We start from the raw sequence: 17,514 nt of genomic DNA, 5'->3' as shown, positions 1-17,514 counted from the left end.
CCGCTAGCCCACGCGCCTCGGCCGGGCGCCCTCGTCTCGTGTGCGTCCGGCCATAGCGTCCCAGAAGCGGTCCAGTTCGCGGACGCGCATGCTGACCCAGGGCGGTGTCTTTCGGTGCACCAGCCTGGGGAGACAGCGGCGTATGGTTCCGGGCAGCAGGACCTGCTGCTGACGGCAGAAGGGCTCACGGACCTCCCCTCGGGGCACCCCGCCCCGGGGCGGGTAGGGGCACAGCTGGAACTTGCAGTCGGGCAGGCACGCGGTGCCTGGATCGGGCGGGGCGGAGGTGCCGGGCCGCAGGTGGGGCCGCAGCGGCTCACGGCTCGTGCAGATGCACGGCGGGAGCGACATGCCGGGGCGCTCGGCGCGGGCCATCCGTTCCTCGACCTCGTCGGGATACCCGTCCCGCTCGATCAGATTCAGCATGATCAGCACGTCCGCGACGAGGCGCTGGGCGCGCCCGTCGAGGGTGCTCCACCCGACGGAGGGCGGGATCCACAGGTTGTGCTTGCGGTAGCCCCGGTTGACGCCGGTGCGCGAGCCTATGTTGTCGGTGACGGTCTTCTCGTCGATCCAGAGGAAGCGCTCGGGCTGCCCGGTCTCCAGCGCCATGGCCACGAGGTCGCCCGCCTCGGCGACGAATGGATGCAGGACCTGCTGGGGTGAGTCACCGTTCACGCCGGGCCGGCCGGGAGCGCCGGTCACCGTGCCCGCCATCGACAGCCAGCGCTGCACCGTCTGCACCGCGCTGGTCCCGCCGATCGACCGGGACTCCGCACGCGACCGGTCGCCGTCGCACTCCCGCCACAGCGCGCTGTCCGGGAGCTCCCACAGACACAGCGCCTGAAGCAGTGTCAACTGGGTGTACCAGCACCGTGACTGCTGCAGCACGGTCTCCGCCTGCCGGATCAGATCGGCTCGGCTGCCCGGGTACGAGTAAGGGTGGCGCTTACGCCGGTTGGCCGCGAACTTGAAGCCCTGGGCCAGCGCGGCCTCCAGGGCGAGCGGCAGGTCGGGAGGGCCATGGGTGTACTTCGGATCGAGGTGGCGCAGCCACTTGGTGAGGCGGTCCCGGGCCTCGTCCCGGTGGGCGTCGTCGACGGAGCCCAGGAGCATGGGGATCATCCAGGCCCGCATCACGAACTCCCTGGACAGCTCGATGCGGGCCTCGCGGTAGTGCTGCTTGATCTCCTTCCGCTTCTCCTGCAGCCGATCGATCTCGGCGGACGACTCGCCCCGCGAGGACGCACGGTCGGCCATCGCCTTCCGCATCCTCTCGGTCCACTGGTGGTATGCGTTCCTCTTGCGGGCCCTCAGCAGGCCGACCCGCTTGTCGTACTCCCTGACGGGGTCGTTGTTCAGTCCGAACTTCTCCCGGATCACGGCGAACGCGTCGGTTCCGCCACTGCCGAACTCCTGGGCGGCGGCCAGCCGCACGGCGTACGAGGGCTCAGCTTTGCCGATCTGGAAGAGTTGGGCGTAGAGCGGCATCGTGTCGGTCTTCTCCGAGACCGCGCGCAGTGCCGTACCGAGTTGCTTCAGCAGTCCGAGCTTCGCGTCCTCGAGGGTGCGCCGGTCGCCCTTGATGGCGCACCAGTGTTCGTGCACCTTCGCGACGATGTCGCTGAGCAGTCGCGGCCGGGGTTCCACGCTGTCGACCTCCAGGGCCGCCGCGTACAGATCGAGGGCCTTGGGGTCGTCCGTGCGGCTGTTCGCGGCCGTGAAGAGCCGGTCGGCCATGGGGCGGCCGTACACGGGAGCCTGCCGCACCCTCTCCTGCCAGTACTTGTGCACCTCGGCCCCGACGCTGCCTCCCTTGACCGACAGCTTCGCCGTTCGGTAACGGGAGAGCAGCACCAGGGCGATGAGCAGCTCACGGCTGGGGCCCGGCGGCTGCAGCGCCTGCTGGATGAGCTCGCCGGCGGCGCGCTCGTCGAGGTGCTGCAACATGCGGAAGCCGAGATAGGCCTGGATGATGCTGTGCGGGAAGCGGACCCTCTTCTCGAAGCTCTCCACCAGCTGCAGCTTGCTCGCATTGGCCGCGAAGTGAGCGAGCGTGGTCTGGCACTGGCCCATGTTGCCCCTGGTCAGACGCTCTTTCTGGTCCTGGCTCAGGTGGCCGCAGAGCGTGTTCCAGATCCGCTCCCGGTGCCACTCCGAGAAGGTGTTCCCGCGCTTGCCGTACCGGTCGAATCGGCGTGCGCTGGACCACAGGTGGTCCGCCCGGGCCAGGGTCCGCCGCGCCGGGCCGGGGTGGACGTCACTGTCCAGCAGTTCGGCAAAGCCGACCTCAAGCTTGTCCTGGAGCAGTCCGATGCACGCGAGCGCGGAGACCACCTCGACGGTGTCCTTCCGTTCCTGGGGGCTCAGTTCGACGTCCTCGCGCAGTCGACCATCCCTCAACGCGAGGTCCCAGGTCTCCAGGAGCCACAGCCGCAGCGTGCTGCGGTCCCAGCTGCGGGTGTCCAGCCGGTCCTTGTCGTTGCGCGGACGAATGCGTTCGAGGTCGCCGTGGTGGTGCAGTTCGCGGGCGATCTGCAGGTAGATGGGCGATTCGGTGACCTCCGCGGTCTCCACGATCCAGTCCACGCGGCGCTCGTCCGTATCCGGTACCCGCGCCTCGACGAAGTGCAGCGCCGCCTCCTCGCTCAGCGGCTCCAGCTCCACGATCGCGGCGGGGGTGCTCTCCAGCGGACTGTGCGGACGGGAGGCGATGACGAGGGGCAGCTTCTCCTCGTGGGCGCGCTCGATGGCCCTGCGGATGATGTTGTCCCGGTCCTCCTGGAGGCGCTCGTCGAGGATCGCTTCTTCCAGGCCGTCGGCGATGACGATCACCTTGTCGTCGGCGAGCAGTTGCTGCCAGACCCGGTCGTTCTTGGTGCGCGCCAGAATGCCGTGGGGCGCTTCCTCGGCGAACCGTTGCCTGGCCATGCGCTCGAAGTTCAGATCCGCACCGGTGGCGTCCCGCAGCCGGATCGGCACGGGAACGGCGTGCTGCCGGGCCAGCAGTTCGGTGAGCCGCACCAGGACGGCCGTCTTGCCCGTGCCGACACCGCCGACGAGTAGATAAGGCCTGCGGGTCTCGCGCTGCCGCAGCCGCTGGGCGATGACCCGGGCGACCTCCTCGCGGCCCACGACCTCGGCCATGTCGGGCCCGGCGGTGAGCACCAGCTTGCGGGGATGCTTGCGCGCCTTGGCGACGTAGCGCCGCTTGCTCCAGCTGTACCAGAAGAACAGGAAGACGGCGGCGGCCACCGAAGCGGCGAGGAGCGGACCGACGAAGCGCAGGACTGAGTCGAACCCGGTGCTCGACCTCTTCCGCCACTGCTCGAAGAGGGTCGTGTGATGGGTGAACAGGATCCAGAGGCCTTCCACGGCCCAGGCGAGGAGTGCGATCAGGAGGATCAGCCAGATGACCCGGATCACGTTGGTGTACGAGAACCACCTGCGCCACTTCTTGGGGCGGGTGGTATCGCGGCGGGCCTCCAGCGTGATGGACAGATGGTGCCAGTAGCCCAGGAAGAACCGCCTGATCCGGCGCCACGCATGTCTCGCCTCCAGCGTCGCCATCGGCGCACTGCGCGGCCGCACCTTGCCCGGCGGGTGACGGACGATCCTCGTCATGGTGCGTTCTCCTTCCGAGACCGACTCTCGGTACGGAGGACCCGCGGGCACCTACTTCCATGGAAACACTCCAGCCGGGCCCTGCAACTCGGGAGTTGACCCTCTGAAGCCGATCCGACACAACATCTGGGGGTGACACGACAGCCCGGCACAAGATGTATGCTCGTCCTCGCTGTCGCCGCAGGGGAATCCGGTGCGAATCCGGAACTGTCCCGCAACGGTGTACTTGCGTGCATCCGCATCCGCACGCCTGTTCAGTCCGAGGACCTGCCGTCAGCGCACCCGGCCGTCCGGTCCGGGTGGCCTTCAGACGTCCGGGCCTCGTGGAGTGGGCCGGTGGACGCGACGCCGTGCGCGCTCGTGACTGCCCCCTGCCCTCCGCAAGGCCCCCGTGCCGAGCGAGGGAGAGCCCCACGTGACCATCGCGCCAGCAGATCCGGCTTCAGCCAGCGGCCTGGAGACCGACGGTCCCGGTACCGTGCTGCTGCGGACCCTGACCGAGCTGACCGCCGACCTCCCCGACGCCGACCCCGGCCGGGTCGCCGCCGCCGCGCTGCGCGGCCGGTCGGCGCACGCTGACGAGGCGGAGTTGCGCGAGCTGGCCACGGAGGCCGCCGCCGGGCTCATCTCCGAGGACCCCGCCTACTCCCGGCTGGCCGCCCGGCTGCTGACCCTCTCCATCCGCGCCGAGGCCGCCTCGCAGGGCGTGACGTCCTTCACCGGGTCCGTGGCCGTGGGGCACCGCGAAGGGCTCATCGCGGACCGCACCGCCGACTTCGTACGGCTGCACGCCGAACGGCTCGACGCGCTGGTCGACCGCCGGGCCGACGACCGCTTCGGCTACTTCGGCCTGCGCACCCTGCACAGCCGCTACCTGCTGCGGCACCCGATCACCCGCAAGGTCATCGAGACGCCCCAGCACTTCATGCTGCGGGTCGCGAGCGGCCTCGCCGAGGACGACACCACTCGTTCCGTGGACGAAGTCGCCGCGCTCTACGGGCTCATGAGCCGCCTCGACTACCTCCCGTCCTCCCCCACGCTCTTCAACTCCGGCACGCGGCACCCGCAGATGTCGTCCTGCTACCTCCTCGACTCCCCGCTGGACGAGCTGGACTCCATCTACGACCGCTACCACCAGGTCGCCCGCCTCTCCAAGCACGCCGGCGGCATCGGTCTGTCGTACTCCCGGATCCGCAGCCGCGGTTCGCTGATCCGCGGCACCAACGGGCACTCCAACGGCATCGTGCCGTTCCTGAAGACGCTGGACGCCTCGGTGGCCGCCGTGAACCAGGGCGGCCGGCGCAAGGGCGCCGCGGCCGTCTACCTGGAGACCTGGCACTCCGACATCGAGGAGTTCCTGGAGCTGCGGGACAACACCGGTGAGGACGCCCGCCGTACGCACAACCTGAACCTCGCGCACTGGATCCCGGACGAGTTCATGCGCCGGGTCAACGCCGACGCGCAGTGGTCGCTGTTCTCCCCGGCGGACGTGCCGGAGCTGGTGGACCTGTGGGGCGAGGAGTTCGACGCCGCCTACCGCAAGGCCGAGCAGGCGGGCCTGGCGAAGAAGACGATCCCGGCCCGTGAGCTGTACGGCCGGATGATGCGCACCCTCGCGCAGACCGGCAACGGCTGGATGACCTTCAAGGACGCGGCCAACCGCACCGCCAACCAGACGGCCCTGCCGGGCCACGTGGTCCACTCCTCCAACCTCTGCACGGAGATCCTGGAGGTCACGGACGACGGGGAGACGGCGGTCTGCAACCTGGGGTCCGTGAACCTCGGTGCTTTTGTCGACACAGCGACCGGGGACATCGACTGGGCGCGGCTGGACGAGACCGTCCGCACCGCCGTCACCTTCCTCGACCGTGTCGTGGACATCAACTTCTACCCGACCGAGCAGGCGGGCCGGTCGAACGCCAAGTGGCGTCCGGTGGGCCTCGGCGCGATGGGTCTGCAGGACGTCTTCTTCAAGCTGCGCCTGCCCTTCGACTCCCCCGAGGCCAAGGCCCTGTCCACGCGGATCGCCGAGCGGATCATGCTCGCCGCGTACGAGGCCTCCACCGACCTCGCCGAGCGGAGCGGCCCGCTGCCGGCCTGGGAGAAGACCCGTACGGCCCAGGGTGTGCTGCACCCCGACCACTACGGCGTCGAGCTGACCTGGCCGGAGCGCTGGGCGGCCCTGCGCAGCCGTATCGCCGAGGTCGGCATGCGCAACTCCCTGCTGCTGGCCATCGCGCCCACCGCCACCATCGCCTCCATCGCGGGCGTGTACGAGTGCATCGAGCCGCAGGTGTCGAACCTGTTCAAGCGCGAGACGCTGTCCGGTGAGTTCCTCCAGGTCAACTCCTACCTGGTGCAGGACCTCAAGAGCCTCGGCGTGTGGGACGCGCGCACCCGTGAGGCGCTGCGCGACTCGGGCGGCTCGGTGCAGGGCTTCGCGTGGATCCCAGAGGACGTGCGCGCGCTGTACCGCACGGCGTGGGAGATCCCGCAGCGCGGGCTGATCGACATGGCCGCCGCCCGTACCCCGTTCCTGGACCAGGCCCAGTCGCTGAACCTGTTCATGGAGACGCCGACCATCGGCAAGCTCTCCTCGATGTACGCGTACGCCTGGAAGTCCGGGCTGAAGACGACGTACTACCTGCGCTCCCGCCCGGCGACCCGCATCGCCCGCGCGGCCCAGGCGCAGACCCCCGCCGCCATCCCCGTCCAGCAGGCCACCGACCCCGACGCCGTCGCCTGCTCCCTGGAAAACCCCGAGTCCTGCGAGGCCTGCCAGTAAATGCCCAGCAACCAGAACCTTCTCGACCCCGGCTTCGAGCTGACTCTGCGCCCCATGCGCTACCCCGACTTCTACGATCGCTACCGGGACGCGATCAAGAACACCTGGACCGTGGAGGAGGTCGACCTCCACTCGGACGTCGCGGACCTCGCGAAGCTGACGCCCGAGGAGCAGCACCTCATCGGCCGTCTGGTCGCCTTCTTCGCGACGGGTGACTCGATCGTGGCGAACAACCTGGTGCTGACGCTGTACAAGCACATCAACTCCCCCGAGGCGCGGCTGTACCTGAGCCGTCAGCTCTTCGAGGAGGCCGTGCACGTCCAGTTCTACCTGACGCTCCTGGACACCTACCTCCCCGACCCGGACGACCGTGCGGCGGCGTTCGCGGCCGTGGAGAACATCCCGTCCATCCGCGAGAAGGCGCAGTTCTGCTTCACGTGGATGGACTCGGTGGACAAGCTGGAGCGGCTGGAGACGAAGGCCGACCGCCGGCGCTTCCTGCTCAACCTGATCTGCTTCGCCGCCTGCATCGAGGGTCTGTTCTTCTACGGCGCCTTCGCGTACGTCTACTGGTTCCGCAGCCGGGGCCTGCTGCACGGCCTCGCCACCGGCACCAACTGGGTGTTCCGGGACGAGACGATGCACATGTCCTTCGCCTTCGACGTGGTCGACACCGTCCGCAAGGAGGAGCCGGAGCTGTTCGACGACGAGCTCGGGCAGCAGGTCACCGACATGCTGAAGGAAGCCGTCGAGGCCGAGCTGCAGTTCGCGCGCGACCTGTGCGGCGAGGGCCTGCCGGGCATGAACACCGAGTCGATGCGGCAGTACCTGGAGTGCGTCGCCGACCAGCGGCTCACCCGCCTCGGTTTCGCCCCCGTGTACGGCTCGGAGAACCCGTTCTCCTTCATGGAGCTGCAGGGCGTTCAGGAGCTGACGAACTTCTTCGAGCGCCGGCCGTCGGCGTACCAGGTCGCGGTGGAGGGCAAGGTCGACCTGGACGAGGACTTCTGATCCTCCTTCGCCGTTCACGCACCGCGCCGAACGCCTACCGGCGCGCGTTCCGGGGCCCCGAGGCCACCCGAGCGCGCGCCGGTACCAGGAGTCCTACCAAGGCATCGGCCTCAGCCGCAGGTCGTGCGGACGCAGCGTGATGCCCACGCGGGTGGTGTCGTTCGACCCAGCGACCTGCTCGAAGCGGTACTTCGCCGAGATCGCCGCGGTGATCAGGCTCAGCTGGGTCATGGAGAAGTGGTCGCTGGGGCACTTGCGGTTACCCACGCTGAAGGGGCTCATGGCGTACTTCGGTACCTCCTTGGCCCGCTCCGGCAGCCACCGGTCGGGGTCGAAGTCGAGGTGGCCGTCGTAGGAACGGGCGTCACGCTGGATCGCGTACGGGCTGTAGACGATGTCCGCCCCGGCCGGAATGCGATAGCCACCGAGGGCCGTGTCGGTCACCGCGCGGCGCGTCAATATCCATACGGCCGGCCTGAGCCGCATGGCCTCGACGACGACATTGTTCGTGTGCCTGAGTGAGCGGACGTGTTCGAATCCGACGGGTCGACCGCCGGTCACGGATTCGACCTCGGTCCGTACCTTCTCGGCGTGTTCCGGGTGTTCCGCGAGGACCTGGAGCAACCACATGATCGTGGACGCCACTGTTTCGCTGCCGGGGGTGAGTATCGCGACGACCTGGTCGTGGATCTCCTGTTCCCCGATGGGGTCGCCATTGTCGTCCTTGGCCTCCAGCAATGCCGTCAGCAAATCGTCCGGCTTTTGACCAGATGCCCTGCGCTCGGCGACGATCTCGTCGACCAGCAGATGCAAATCGGCCAGTGCCCGGTTGAATTCGCGGTTGGCCGGGAACGGCAGCCGGTACAGCGGCCCGAGCGGGACGACCATCCGGCGGTACATGCCCCGGAAGACGCTGGCGAGGTCGACGCTGAGCCGCTCGGCGCGCTCGTCCATGTACTCGCCGCGCAGCAGGCAGCGGGCGGCGATGCGGACGGCCACCCGGAAGGACTCGGAGGTGCAGTCGATGGTCTCGCCGGGTTGCCAGCGCTCGGTGAGCTGGTGCGCCTCCTCCTCCATGATCGGCCCGTAGTCCGGGATCGCGTCCAGGCGGAACGCGGGCTGGATGGTGCGCCGCTGGCGCCGGTGCCGGGGGCCGTTGGCGGTGGCCACGCCCTCCTTGCCGAGCAGGCCTTCGAGGGACTCCCACAGGGGCCCGTCGATCTTGAAGTCGGGGCTGAGGGCGAGCGCGCCGGTGAGCGCCGGCGTGGTGACGGCGTACACCGTCTTGGGGCCGAGCTTGAGGCGTACGACGTCGCCGTGGTCGCGGAGCCGGGACATGAAGGCGAGCGGGTCGCGGACCAGCTTCAGGCCGTGCCCGAGGCCCGGGACAGCGCCTGGGGCCAGGGGCGGTTCGCGCAGTTCGGCGGTCTCGGAGGTCAGGGGTTGCGCAGACTCGACGGTCATTTGTCACCTGCCGCTTCGTTCGTGACGTACGGGGGCGTGGACCGGTCGTCCCAGGTGTCGACCGTGTACCGGCCGGACTCGTGGTGGAACCAGTAGACGGAGCTGAACCAGTTGCGCATATTGCCGACGCAGGAGCGCACTGCGGCACTCAATTCCTTTCCCTGGACCGTGCCGTCGGCGAGGTCGTCGGCGAAGCGCAGGGCGTCCTGCTCGGCTTCCAGGAATTCGCTGATGCATTTCTCGACGCGCCGCCTGACTTCGTCCACCGATTCCTCGAGACTCAGCCGCTCATGGGTGATGAGACTGATCCCGAGATTGTGGACCTCGTCGCCCGCTATTTCCTTCGGCAGCGAGCACAGGTCGTTGTACCAGGCGGCGAATTCCTGACTGAGCAGTGCGGCCCGGCGATAGGCCGGTTTTTTCCTTACCGCGTCCGGGAGTTCAAACCCGGCGCTCGGCTCCAGCAGGTCCGTCCATATCCAGTGGGCGAAGGTGTGCCGGCGCAGGGCGAGGTATTCCTCGACACCGGGTATGTATCCCCGGGTCCGGTTGCGGAACTCGCGGTCGTAGGCCTCGATCACCGCGTGGAAGTGCCGGGCGAACCGCTGGTTCCAGGTGCGCGGCAGGAAGCCGTACAGCCGCAGCACGCTGTCGGCGAACCCCGCGACCAGCGGATCCGGGTGGTGCAGGTGGTGCCGGGGCGCGTCGAGGGCCGCGTGCAGGCGGTACCTCAGCCGCCGCCAGTCGCCGGCCCGCCCGTGGACGACGTGCCGGTCGTGGCAGTCGTCCCAGACGAAGAACCACGCGCTGTAGTCGGCGATGGCCTGCAGGACCTCGTCGGGGGCGCCGAGGTAGTAGCCCGCCATGAGGTCGGTGTAGCACAGTCCGTCGGCATATTCCTGCACCTTGTCCGCGGGCATGAGCCGTTTTTCCAGTAGCCAGACCCTCGTCTTCTCCTGTAGTCGCGGCCAATACGGGTGCAGTTGCCTGGGAAAGGCGGACTCGATCACCGGGAGTACCAGTGAGGGTGGTACTACGACCGCCGTTGGCGTCGCTGTGGTGCCGTGTGGGAAAGCATGCACGTACAAACCCCTCTCCGCCGCCGGGAGCGCACGCCCCTCCCGTCGTACCGGGCGTGCGCCGTTGCGTATCCCCGCACTTCCATTCAGCACCACAACTGACCGCCATGGGAACGGATTTGCTTCACTCACTACCCCAAGGTGCCGAGAATCCGCCCTTGCGTGACCGATTAAGGATCACTAGGACGGCAGAAGGGATCGGTTGTACATCGCACGGACGAGCGAAGCGGGACATACAAAGGGCGCCCGACCGGGAGTGATCCCGATCGGGCGCCCAACGACCCTGTGCCGCCTAGGCGTTGGCGACCACCGGGTAACGTGGCTCATTCTCGGCCATCTGCCGCAGCGCGTCCTTGCGGTCCCGCTTGGACAGCCGGTCGATGTACAGGTAGCCGTAGAGGTGGTCGGTCTCGTGCTGCAAACACCGTGCGAAGTAGCCGGTGCCGCGGACCTTGATCGGGTTGCCCTGCTCGTCCTGGCCGGTCACCTCGGCGTAGTCGGGACGGGCCAGCGGCGCGTACGCCCCCGGCACGGACAGGCAGCCCTCGTTGCTGTCGTCCAGTCGGCGCCGGTCGGCCGGCAGGTCGACCGGCTTCGGGTTGCACACCACGCCGACGTGCCGGACGCCCTCGTCGTCCAGGCAGTCGTAGACGAAGACCTTCAGATCGACACCGATCTGGTTGGCGGCCAGGCCCACGCCCTCGGCGGTGCGCTGGCTGGCGAACATGTCGGCGACCAGCTGCCGCAGGTCCTCGCCGAACTCGGTGACGTCCTTGCACTCCTTGTGCAGCACCGGGTTGCCCACGACCGTGATCGGCCGCGAGGTCCCGCGCTCCCGCCAGGCCTTCTCGCGCTCCTCGCAGTCCTCCGTGTCGACGACATAGCCCTCGTCGTCGACGGGGAGCACGCCCGCGTGCTGCTGATCGGTGTCCTGCTGCGCCATGACCGACGTACGCCTTCCTGCAAACCTGGGAAAAGTCTCAGGTACAGCCTAAAGGCGGCCGGTCATCGACGGCTCAGCAAACCTCTTCGAGATCCCGCCAGTCCCGCGAGTCCGGGCTGTCCGCGACCCATCCGTCCAGCAGCCCGCGAACCAGCGAGGCCGGCGCGGCCACCCCGCACTCCCGCTCGGGCACCCACAGCTGCCCGTCCGTCCGATGCCCCAGCGGACCGGGATGACCGGGCTCACTGTGGTCGTGCGGGTCCAGGTGATCCCCTTCGCCCTCGTCCGACGGCATCCGCGACTCCGAGCACATCCGGCACAGCAGCCGCACCGAAGAGGACCAGTCCTCGGCGGCGAACCCGGCATCGGCCGCCAGCTGCTCCAGCGCGTCCCGGTCCGCCTCCGTGGCCGCCTCCAGCAGGACCACCCAGGTCGGCACGGGTGAGGGCGCCCACAGCTCGATCTCGTCGAAGACCGGGTAGGCGTGGCCGCTGGACGTCGTGCGCTCGCCGTGCGGGACCCCGTCGTGCAGCACGACCTCGCCCCAGCGTCGCCCGGACGAGGGAAGCGGGATGGACAGCACCTCGATCCGCGCCGGGTCCAGCCTGCGGCCCCACACGACCTCGGCCTCGCCCTCCGGGGAGAGCCGTACGGCCGCGCTGCCCAGCTCCATGCCGAGCGGTTCCCCGGCCACGCTCGCACCGCCGGGGACCTTCAGTCCGTACGCCTGCCAGGCGCGGCGGGCCAGCGGCCAGTCCTGCAGCGCGGTGGCGGCGATGCCGACGTTCCACCAGTCGGGGGCGCCGGTCTCCCGGTCGAGCAGGGCGACCGCCCGGAGCCCGGCCGCGCGGGCCTGCTCCCAGTCGTGCCGGAACTTGTGCAGCAGGGCGAGGTTGAACCAGGACTCCGACAGCCAGGGCTCCAGGTCGGCGGCCCGTGTCAACAGCTCGCCCGCGTCCTCGTACCGGCCGTCGCCGATCAGTGTGAACGCACGGTCGGTGGCCTGCCGCCAGGAGGCGGAGGGCCGGTGCCGTCCCTTGCCGAAGATCCTCACGATTCCCGCCTGCCAGTTCCAGTTCCGCACAGTGGGCTGGCTTGTGCCCCCGGACACCCTCTCCCTCGCATCCAACCACGTACGGTGGGAAAGGCGCTCATTACCCATGGGTTACCCAGCCGCGAGCGGGGTCAGACAGTGCCGTGCGTCTCCCGCCGCCCTCCGCCGGCGCGCTCTCCCGCCATGCCCGTGGCTGGGCGAGTACCCGGGCGAGGGACTCCACCACCTCCGGAGCGTAGTCACCGGCGGTGCCCAGACGCAGTTCCTCCAGCGCCCGCAGGGGGCCCTCGGGGCCGGCGTCCCGGGTCTTCTCCTCGTAGGCGTTCACGGCACGGATGATCCGCGCGGCGACCGGCTGTTCGCGGTAGGGGTCCGCCTGCCGTTCCACCACCACGGCGACGGCCGCGGAGACGCCCGTCTGCCGTACGACGGCCCCGCCGAGCAGCGCGATGCGCCGCTGTTCCGCGGCGGGCAGGCCGGCGGTGGCACCGGCCCGGACCGGGTCGACCAGGCTGAGCTGGCCGATGTCGTGCATGAGCGCCGCGTACTCCAGCACGGTCAGTTCGCCGCCGCTCAGGCCGAGGTCCCGGCCGACGGCGAGACTGAGCGCGGCGACGCGGCGGGCGTGTCCGGTGGGGGTGCATCCGGCGATCTCGGTGGCGCGGGCGAGGGAGGCGATGGTCTGCCGGTAGGTGGCGCGGACTGCCGCGTACCGGCGCAGGGACAACTGCGTGAGCAGCAGGGGCAGACAGAACACGGGCAGTGCCCACAGCCCGGCGACGGCGACCCCGAGCGCCATCACCGCGCCGGTCGCACAGACGGCGGAGCCGATACCGAGCAGCCCGCGCAGCTCCGCGCGCAGTTGCGGGCCGAACGGCCAGCCGGTGCGGGAGTGGGCGAGGGCGGACCCCAGGACGGCGTCGCACAGCGCGGTGAGGCCGAGCAGGGTGACCAGGAGGAGGGCGTAGGCGGGACCGCTCCAGGACGTGAACACACCCTTGTTGTAGAGGGGTTGGAAGCAGACGGCGGCGAAGCCGACGGTGAGCACACGGCGGGCCAGATGGTCGAGGGTGGGGGTGCGCCCGGACCAGATGTGCGGGACGGCACCGAGCAGGGCGGCGGCGAGGACGATGGTGACGACCTGCGCCGAGTCGTGCTGTGTGGGCCGTCCGGCGTCCGCGCCGAGCAGGGCGTACGACAGCGAGCCCGCGGTGGCGAGCGGGGCGGCCTGCCGTATCCGGGCGCCGCTCCACCGGGTCAGCTCGCCGACGGCTATGAGCACCCCGAAGGCGAGCGCCACGCCCCGGTCGGCGAGGCCGGTCCACAGGGTGTCGGCGAGGGCGGCGGCCGCGGCGAGGGCGGCGGCGCCGTGGACGATCCGCAGGGCGGTCACCGGGGTGCCCCGGTGACCGGCTCCGGGCCCTGGGAGGGCAGCGGCATCTCGTCGGCGGTGACCCTGGGGTGCCAGCCGTAGCGGCCCAGAGCCCGGGCGAGGGCGGTGACCATGCGCGGGTCGAACTGGGCGCCCGCGCAGCGCTCCAGCTCGGCGACGGCCGCCTCGACGGGCCGGGCCCGGCTGTAGGAGCGGGTGGAGGTCATCGCGTCGAAGGCGTCGGCGACGGCGACGACCCGGGCGCACTCGGGGATCTGGGTGCCGACGAGACCGTAGGGATAGCCGGTGCCGTCCAGGCGTTCGTGGTGGTGCAGGATCGCGGCGCGGGCCTCGCCGAGGAAGGAGATCCCGCGGACCATCTCATGGCCGTACTCGGGGTGCAGTTCGATGATCCGGCGCTCCTCGGGGGTGAGCGGGCCGTCCTTGCGCAGCAGCCGGGTGGGGACGCCGAGCTTGCCGACGTCGTGCAGGATGCCCGCGAAGCGCAGTACCTCGACGCGGTCGTCGTCCATGCCGAGTTCGCGGGCGATCATCACGGAGGCCTGTCCGACGCGTTCGCTGTGGCCGCGGGTGTAGCCGTCCTTGATGTCGACGGCCTGCACGAGGGCGCGGATGGTGGCCTGGTGGGCGGCGCGTTCGCGGTGGTACTGGGCGAAGATCCACCAGGACACGCACATCGGCAGCAGGACGAGCAGCGCGGCGACCGGGCCGTACGGGCTGCGCCACAGCACGGCCATCATCAGTCCGGCGAGTCCGTGCACCGCGACCGGCGCGAGGGAGCGGGACAGCAGCCCGCGCCAGGCCCGGCGCAGCGGGATGGCGAGGGCGGCCGCGCGGATGCCGCCGTCGAGGACGGTGAGGATCAGGCAGAAGGCGAGGACGGCCGCACCGGCGGGCAGCAGCGCGTACGGGAAGTCGGAGGCGACGACCGCGTCCCGGCCGCCGAGCGCCCAGTGCACCCGGGCGGCGCCCCACACGGCGAGCGCGGGCCGCGCGGCCCGCCAGACGCGCCTGAGCGGCGCGGGCCCGTGCTCGACCGGGGAGAGCAGGGCCGCGGGCAGCGGGACGAGCGCAGCGGCCGGCGGCGGCAGCAGGAACGCCCCGGCGAGCAGCACGGGGTAGAACGTGCCGCCGAAACGCCGGCGTACGACGTGCTCACAGGCGGCGTAGAGCGCGGCGAGCAGGCCGAGCGCCCACCACGGGGTGCGTATCGCCGGCAGCGGCAGCAGGCAGGACAGCGCCAGCAGGGCGACACAGGCCACATAGGCACGTGCTCTCGCCGGTACCGCCTCCATCGCCCCTCCCCGACCATGCCTGTCCAGGCTCGGAGCCTAGGGCGGGGTTCGGGGGGTGCGGGGCCTATGACCTGAGGATTAGCACGTTCGGGTGATACGACGGGGCGCTCGGCTCTCCTGGAGCGTTCAGCTCTCCTGAGGTGTCGCCGTCACGTCGTGCTCGGGCACGGCCTGGCCGGAGCGGATCAGGTCGATCCGCCCCATGACCTTGGCGCGCAGATCGGCGGGCACGTCGTCATGTCCGCAGCACCGCTTGACCAGCTTCTTCACGGCCTGCTCCAGGCCGTACTTCTCCAGGCACGGCGAGCATTCCTCGAAGTGGTGCCGGAACTTGTCGCGATCGACGTCCGGCATCTCGCTGTCGAGGAACTCGTACAGGTGGTCGAGGACCTCACTGCAGTCCGTCTCGTGCGGCTCTCCGCAGCTCATGAGCCCGAGCCTTTCGCTTCGTTCGACTCTCCGGCGCCCGCCGGAACCAGCCCGCGCTCACGGGCGTAGTCCTCCAGCATGCCGCGCAGTTGACGGCGGCCCCGGTGCAGCCGGGACATCACCGTACCGATGGGTGTCCCCATGATGTCCGCGATCTCCTTGTACGCAAAGCCCTCGACGTCCGCGAGATAGACGGCGATGCGGAACTCCTCGGGGATCGCCTGCAGCGCTTCCTTCACGTCCGAGTCGGGCAGGTGGTCGAGCGCCTGCGACTCGGCGGAGCGCAGACCCGTCGACATGTGCGACTCGGCGCGGGCGAGCTGCCAGTCCTCGATCTCCTCCGCGGTGGAGCGCTGCGGCTCGCGCTGCTTCTTGCGGTAGGAGTTGATGAAGGTGTTCGTGAGGATCCGGTACAGCCATGCCTTGAGGTTGGTGCCCTCACGGAACTGGTGGAAGGACGCGTACGCCTTGGCGTAGGTCTCCTGCACCAGGTCCTCGGCGTCGGCCGGGTTGCGCGTCATGCGCAGCGCGGCCGAGTACATCTGGTCGAGGAATTCGAGCGCGTCCCGCTCGAAGCGCGCACTGCGCTCCGCGGTCGACTCGGAGATCGCCTCCGCGCTCACGCCCTGGCCCTCGGGCTGCTCCGCCTGGCCGTTGTCGGTCCCTGCGTCGGTCCCAGTGACCGGACCCACCTCCTCAAGATCCCGGGCAGGACCGAAACCGGTCCCACTCGTTTCGGAGGATAGAACACGACCCGTGCCCGCCGCCCCTCGAATAGGAGTGGTCCTGGCCGCGTGCAGCACCGTCCAGTCCAGGTCAGCGCTACGCGTACGGCTCGGGCAGATGGTCGAACCCATGCGGCGGACTTCCTCTCCTACGACGTCGGTGCCGAGGCCTCAGCACTTCTGTCCGCCTCAACAGAGGGCCCGCGCGCAACATTCCCGGAAGTCACCCGAGTGACGCGACCCACTGCACGACACCCTCGGTGATGATCTCCAGGGCCCGCTCCTGGCTGATCTCCGCGCGTTTGGGAATGGCGAACCCGTGATCGCCGTACGGCACCTCGATCAGCTCGAAGTCGCCCTTCGGGAACTCCTCCGGCTTCCCGAAGGGGTCGTTGCCGCCCTGTACGACCAGCGTGGGCACCCCTGAGCCCAGCAACTCCTCGGCGCGGGACTTCTCCGGCTTGCCCGGCGGGTGCAGCGGGAAGCCCAGCGCGAGCACGGCGTGCGCGCCCAGCTCGGTGGCCGTGCGGCAGGCGACCCGGGCCCCGGCGCTGCGGCCGCCGGAGATCACCGGCAGCTCCATCCCGGACAGCGCGGGCCAGATGCCACGCCAGCCGGTGTCCAGGGTCTTCGGCGCGGGGGCGACCTTCTTCCCGGCGACGCGCCAGGGCTGCTCCACGAGGGCCACGGTCACGCCGCACCCCGGGAGCACCCCGGCCAGCGCCTGCAGGTCCCGTGCCTCGATGCCCCCGCCCGCGCCGTGGCTCACGGCCAGCACCAGCCGGGCCTTCTTCGCCTTGTGCCAGGTGATGCGGGCGGTCCCGGCGTCGGTCTCGACAATCTCGATCACGTTAGAAGAGTGTCCCCTCTTCCGGCGCCGCCAGCTCCTTCAGCAGCTCCGGGCCGTTGTTGCGGACGTTGCTGACGGCGGTGGAGACCGGGTAGGCGCGCATCAGGCCGGGCGGAGGCGGGGCCAGCAGGTCGCGCAGGTCGTCGGGGTCGGTGCGGCCCGGGTCGAGCCAGGCGTCCCAGCGGTCCGGGGTGAGCATCAGCGGCATCCGGGGGTGGATGTCGGCCAGGGCGTGCGGGCCCTGGGCGGGGGCGACGGCCAGCGGGGTCCGCTCCGCCTCCGTGGTGATCACCGAGCAGGTGACCCACCAGGCCTGCGGATGGTCGTCGGGCAGGGTGCGGTCGCGCCAGAACTCGTACAGCCCGGCCATCGCGAACACCGAGCCGTCGGCCGGCAGCACGAAGTACGGCTGTTTGCGCGGCCGTTTCTTCTTGCCCTCGACCTCGAGCTCGCGCTCCTGTTGGCCGGTGACCCACTCGTAGTAGCCGTCGGCGGGGATGATGCAGCGCCGGGCGGCGAAGGCACGGCGGTAGGAGGGCTTCTCGTGCACGGTCTCGGCGCGCGCGTTGATCATCCGGGCGCCGCCCTCGGGCGTCTTGGCCCAGGACGGCACCAGTCCCCACTTCAGCTTGCGCAGCTGACGAACCGGGCGCGGGGAGTCCGCGTCTTTCAGGGGGCGGTCGAGGACGGCGTAGACCTCCTTGGTCGGAGCCACGTTGTAGTCCGGCTCCAGGGTCTCCTCAGGCGCCCACTTCTCGATCTCAAAGATTCCTGCGAGATCCTCGGGCCTACGACTCGATGCATACCGTCCGCACATGCGTGCCACACTGCCAGACTCCGCACCACGAGAGAGAGCCACTCG

At 70.0% G+C, this 17,514-nt stretch carries 13 protein-coding genes and 1 riboswitch; of the genes, 2 read left to right on the top strand and 11 right to left on the bottom strand.

Annotated elements, in window-relative coordinates; all coding sequences use genetic code 11:
• Window positions 1–3: 3 nt before the first annotated feature.
• On the bottom strand, window positions 4–3,624 hold the full coding sequence (locus ACWC0C_RS11935; protein WP_450863493.1) for an ATP-binding protein: 3,621 nt from the start codon (window positions 3,622–3,624) through the stop codon (window positions 4–6).
• 155 nt (window positions 3,625–3,779) lie between these two features.
• A riboswitch (cobalamin riboswitch) is annotated at window positions 3,780–3,913 on the top strand.
• A gap of 126 nt (window positions 3,914–4,039) precedes the next feature.
• Between ACWC0C_RS11935 and ACWC0C_RS11930 the strand changes: the two genes are divergently transcribed.
• Together ACWC0C_RS11930 and ACWC0C_RS11925 are read left to right on the top strand one after the other, a co-directional pair.
• Window positions 4,040–6,409 carry a ribonucleoside-diphosphate reductase subunit alpha gene (locus ACWC0C_RS11930; RefSeq protein WP_450863491.1) on the top strand — a complete coding sequence of 790 codons (2,370 nt, stop codon included), beginning with the start codon at window positions 4,040–4,042 and terminating at the stop codon, window positions 6,407–6,409.
• A complete protein-coding gene (locus tag ACWC0C_RS11925) occupies window positions 6,410–7,420 on the top strand; it encodes a ribonucleotide-diphosphate reductase subunit beta (RefSeq protein ID WP_449200697.1) in 1,011 nt (336 codons plus the stop codon).
• A 93-nt stretch (window positions 7,421–7,513) separates the two neighbouring features.
• Here the strand turns inward: ACWC0C_RS11925 and ACWC0C_RS11920 are convergent, their stop codons facing one another.
• From ACWC0C_RS11920 to ACWC0C_RS11875, 10 genes are all read right to left on the bottom strand, one after another.
• Window positions 7,514–8,884, bottom strand: a complete 1,371-nt coding sequence (locus tag ACWC0C_RS11920; protein WP_449200696.1) for a bifunctional albaflavenone monooxygenase/terpene synthase — start codon at window positions 8,882–8,884, stop codon at window positions 7,514–7,516.
• Window positions 8,881–9,966, bottom strand: a complete 1,086-nt coding sequence (gene cyc1, locus ACWC0C_RS11915) for an epi-isozizaene synthase (protein WP_450863489.1) — start codon at window positions 9,964–9,966, stop codon at window positions 8,881–8,883. Before cyc1 ends, ACWC0C_RS11920 begins: the two co-directional genes overlap by 4 nt.
• 289 nt (window positions 9,967–10,255) lie before the next feature.
• Window positions 10,256–10,906: a peptide deformylase gene (def, locus tag ACWC0C_RS11910; protein ID WP_449200694.1), complete on the bottom strand. Its 651-nt coding sequence runs from the start codon at window positions 10,904–10,906 to the stop codon at window positions 10,256–10,258.
• Between the two features lie 73 nt (window positions 10,907–10,979).
• Window positions 10,980–11,960, bottom strand: a complete 981-nt coding sequence (locus ACWC0C_RS11905; protein WP_450863486.1) for a tetratricopeptide repeat protein — start codon at window positions 11,958–11,960, stop codon at window positions 10,980–10,982.
• Window positions 11,961–12,060: 100 nt separating this feature from the next.
• Window positions 12,061–13,353 (bottom strand): HD-GYP domain-containing protein, encoded by a 1,293-nt coding sequence (locus ACWC0C_RS11900; RefSeq protein WP_450863485.1) that lies wholly within the window; start codon window positions 13,351–13,353, stop codon window positions 12,061–12,063.
• Window positions 13,350–14,648 carry an HD-GYP domain-containing protein gene (locus tag ACWC0C_RS11895; protein WP_450863483.1) on the bottom strand — a complete coding sequence of 433 codons (1,299 nt, stop codon included), beginning with the start codon at window positions 14,646–14,648 and terminating at the stop codon, window positions 13,350–13,352. The genes ACWC0C_RS11900 and ACWC0C_RS11895 overlap by 4 nt, the downstream gene beginning before the upstream one ends.
• A gap of 126 nt (window positions 14,649–14,774) precedes the next feature.
• A complete protein-coding gene (gene rsrA / locus ACWC0C_RS11890; RefSeq protein ID WP_449200690.1) occupies window positions 14,775–15,077 on the bottom strand; it encodes a mycothiol system anti-sigma-R factor in 303 nt (100 codons plus the stop codon).
• Entirely contained in the window at window positions 15,074–15,769 is a 696-nt protein-coding gene (sigR, locus tag ACWC0C_RS11885) for an RNA polymerase sigma factor SigR (RefSeq protein ID WP_449200689.1), read from the bottom strand. Before sigR ends, rsrA begins: the two co-directional genes overlap by 4 nt.
• A 256-nt stretch (window positions 15,770–16,025) precedes the next feature.
• Window positions 16,026–16,652: an alpha/beta hydrolase family protein gene (locus ACWC0C_RS11880; protein WP_450863480.1), complete on the bottom strand. Its 627-nt coding sequence runs from the start codon at window positions 16,650–16,652 to the stop codon at window positions 16,026–16,028.
• A 1-nt stretch (window position 16,653) separates the two neighbouring features.
• Window positions 16,654–17,469, bottom strand: coding sequence for an SOS response-associated peptidase (locus ACWC0C_RS11875; protein ID WP_450863478.1), 816 nt, complete (start codon window positions 17,467–17,469; stop codon window positions 16,654–16,656).
• Between the last annotated feature and the right edge of the window lie 45 nt (window positions 17,470–17,514).

The organism is Streptomyces sp. NPDC001709, from assembly GCF_053596375.1.
Note: the sequence above shows the minus strand (reverse complement) of the source record. Positions and strands in the feature narration are given on the sequence as shown.

What these genes read in the sequence shown, in the direction of transcription:
- def (WP_449200694.1), bottom strand. Translation starts at nt 10,906, where the DNA reads ATGGCGCAGCAGGACACCGATCAGCAGCACGCGGGCGTGCTCCCCGTC.
- ACWC0C_RS11920 (WP_449200696.1), bottom strand. Translation starts at nt 8,884, where the DNA reads ATGACCGTCGAGTCTGCGCAACCCCTGACCTCCGAGACCGCCGAACTG.
- ACWC0C_RS11935 (WP_450863493.1), bottom strand. Translation starts at nt 3,624, where the DNA reads ATGACGAGGATCGTCCGTCACCCGCCGGGCAAGGTGCGGCCGCGCAGT.
- ACWC0C_RS11925 (WP_449200697.1), top strand. Translation starts at nt 6,410, where the DNA reads ATGCCCAGCAACCAGAACCTTCTCGACCCCGGCTTCGAGCTGACTCTG.
- ACWC0C_RS11895 (WP_450863483.1), bottom strand. Translation starts at nt 14,648, where the DNA reads ATGGAGGCGGTACCGGCGAGAGCACGTGCCTATGTGGCCTGTGTCGCC.
- rsrA (WP_449200690.1), bottom strand. Translation starts at nt 15,077, where the DNA reads ATGAGCTGCGGAGAGCCGCACGAGACGGACTGCAGTGAGGTCCTCGAC.
- ACWC0C_RS11875 (WP_450863478.1), bottom strand. Translation starts at nt 17,469, where the DNA reads ATGTGCGGACGGTATGCATCGAGTCGTAGGCCCGAGGATCTCGCAGGA.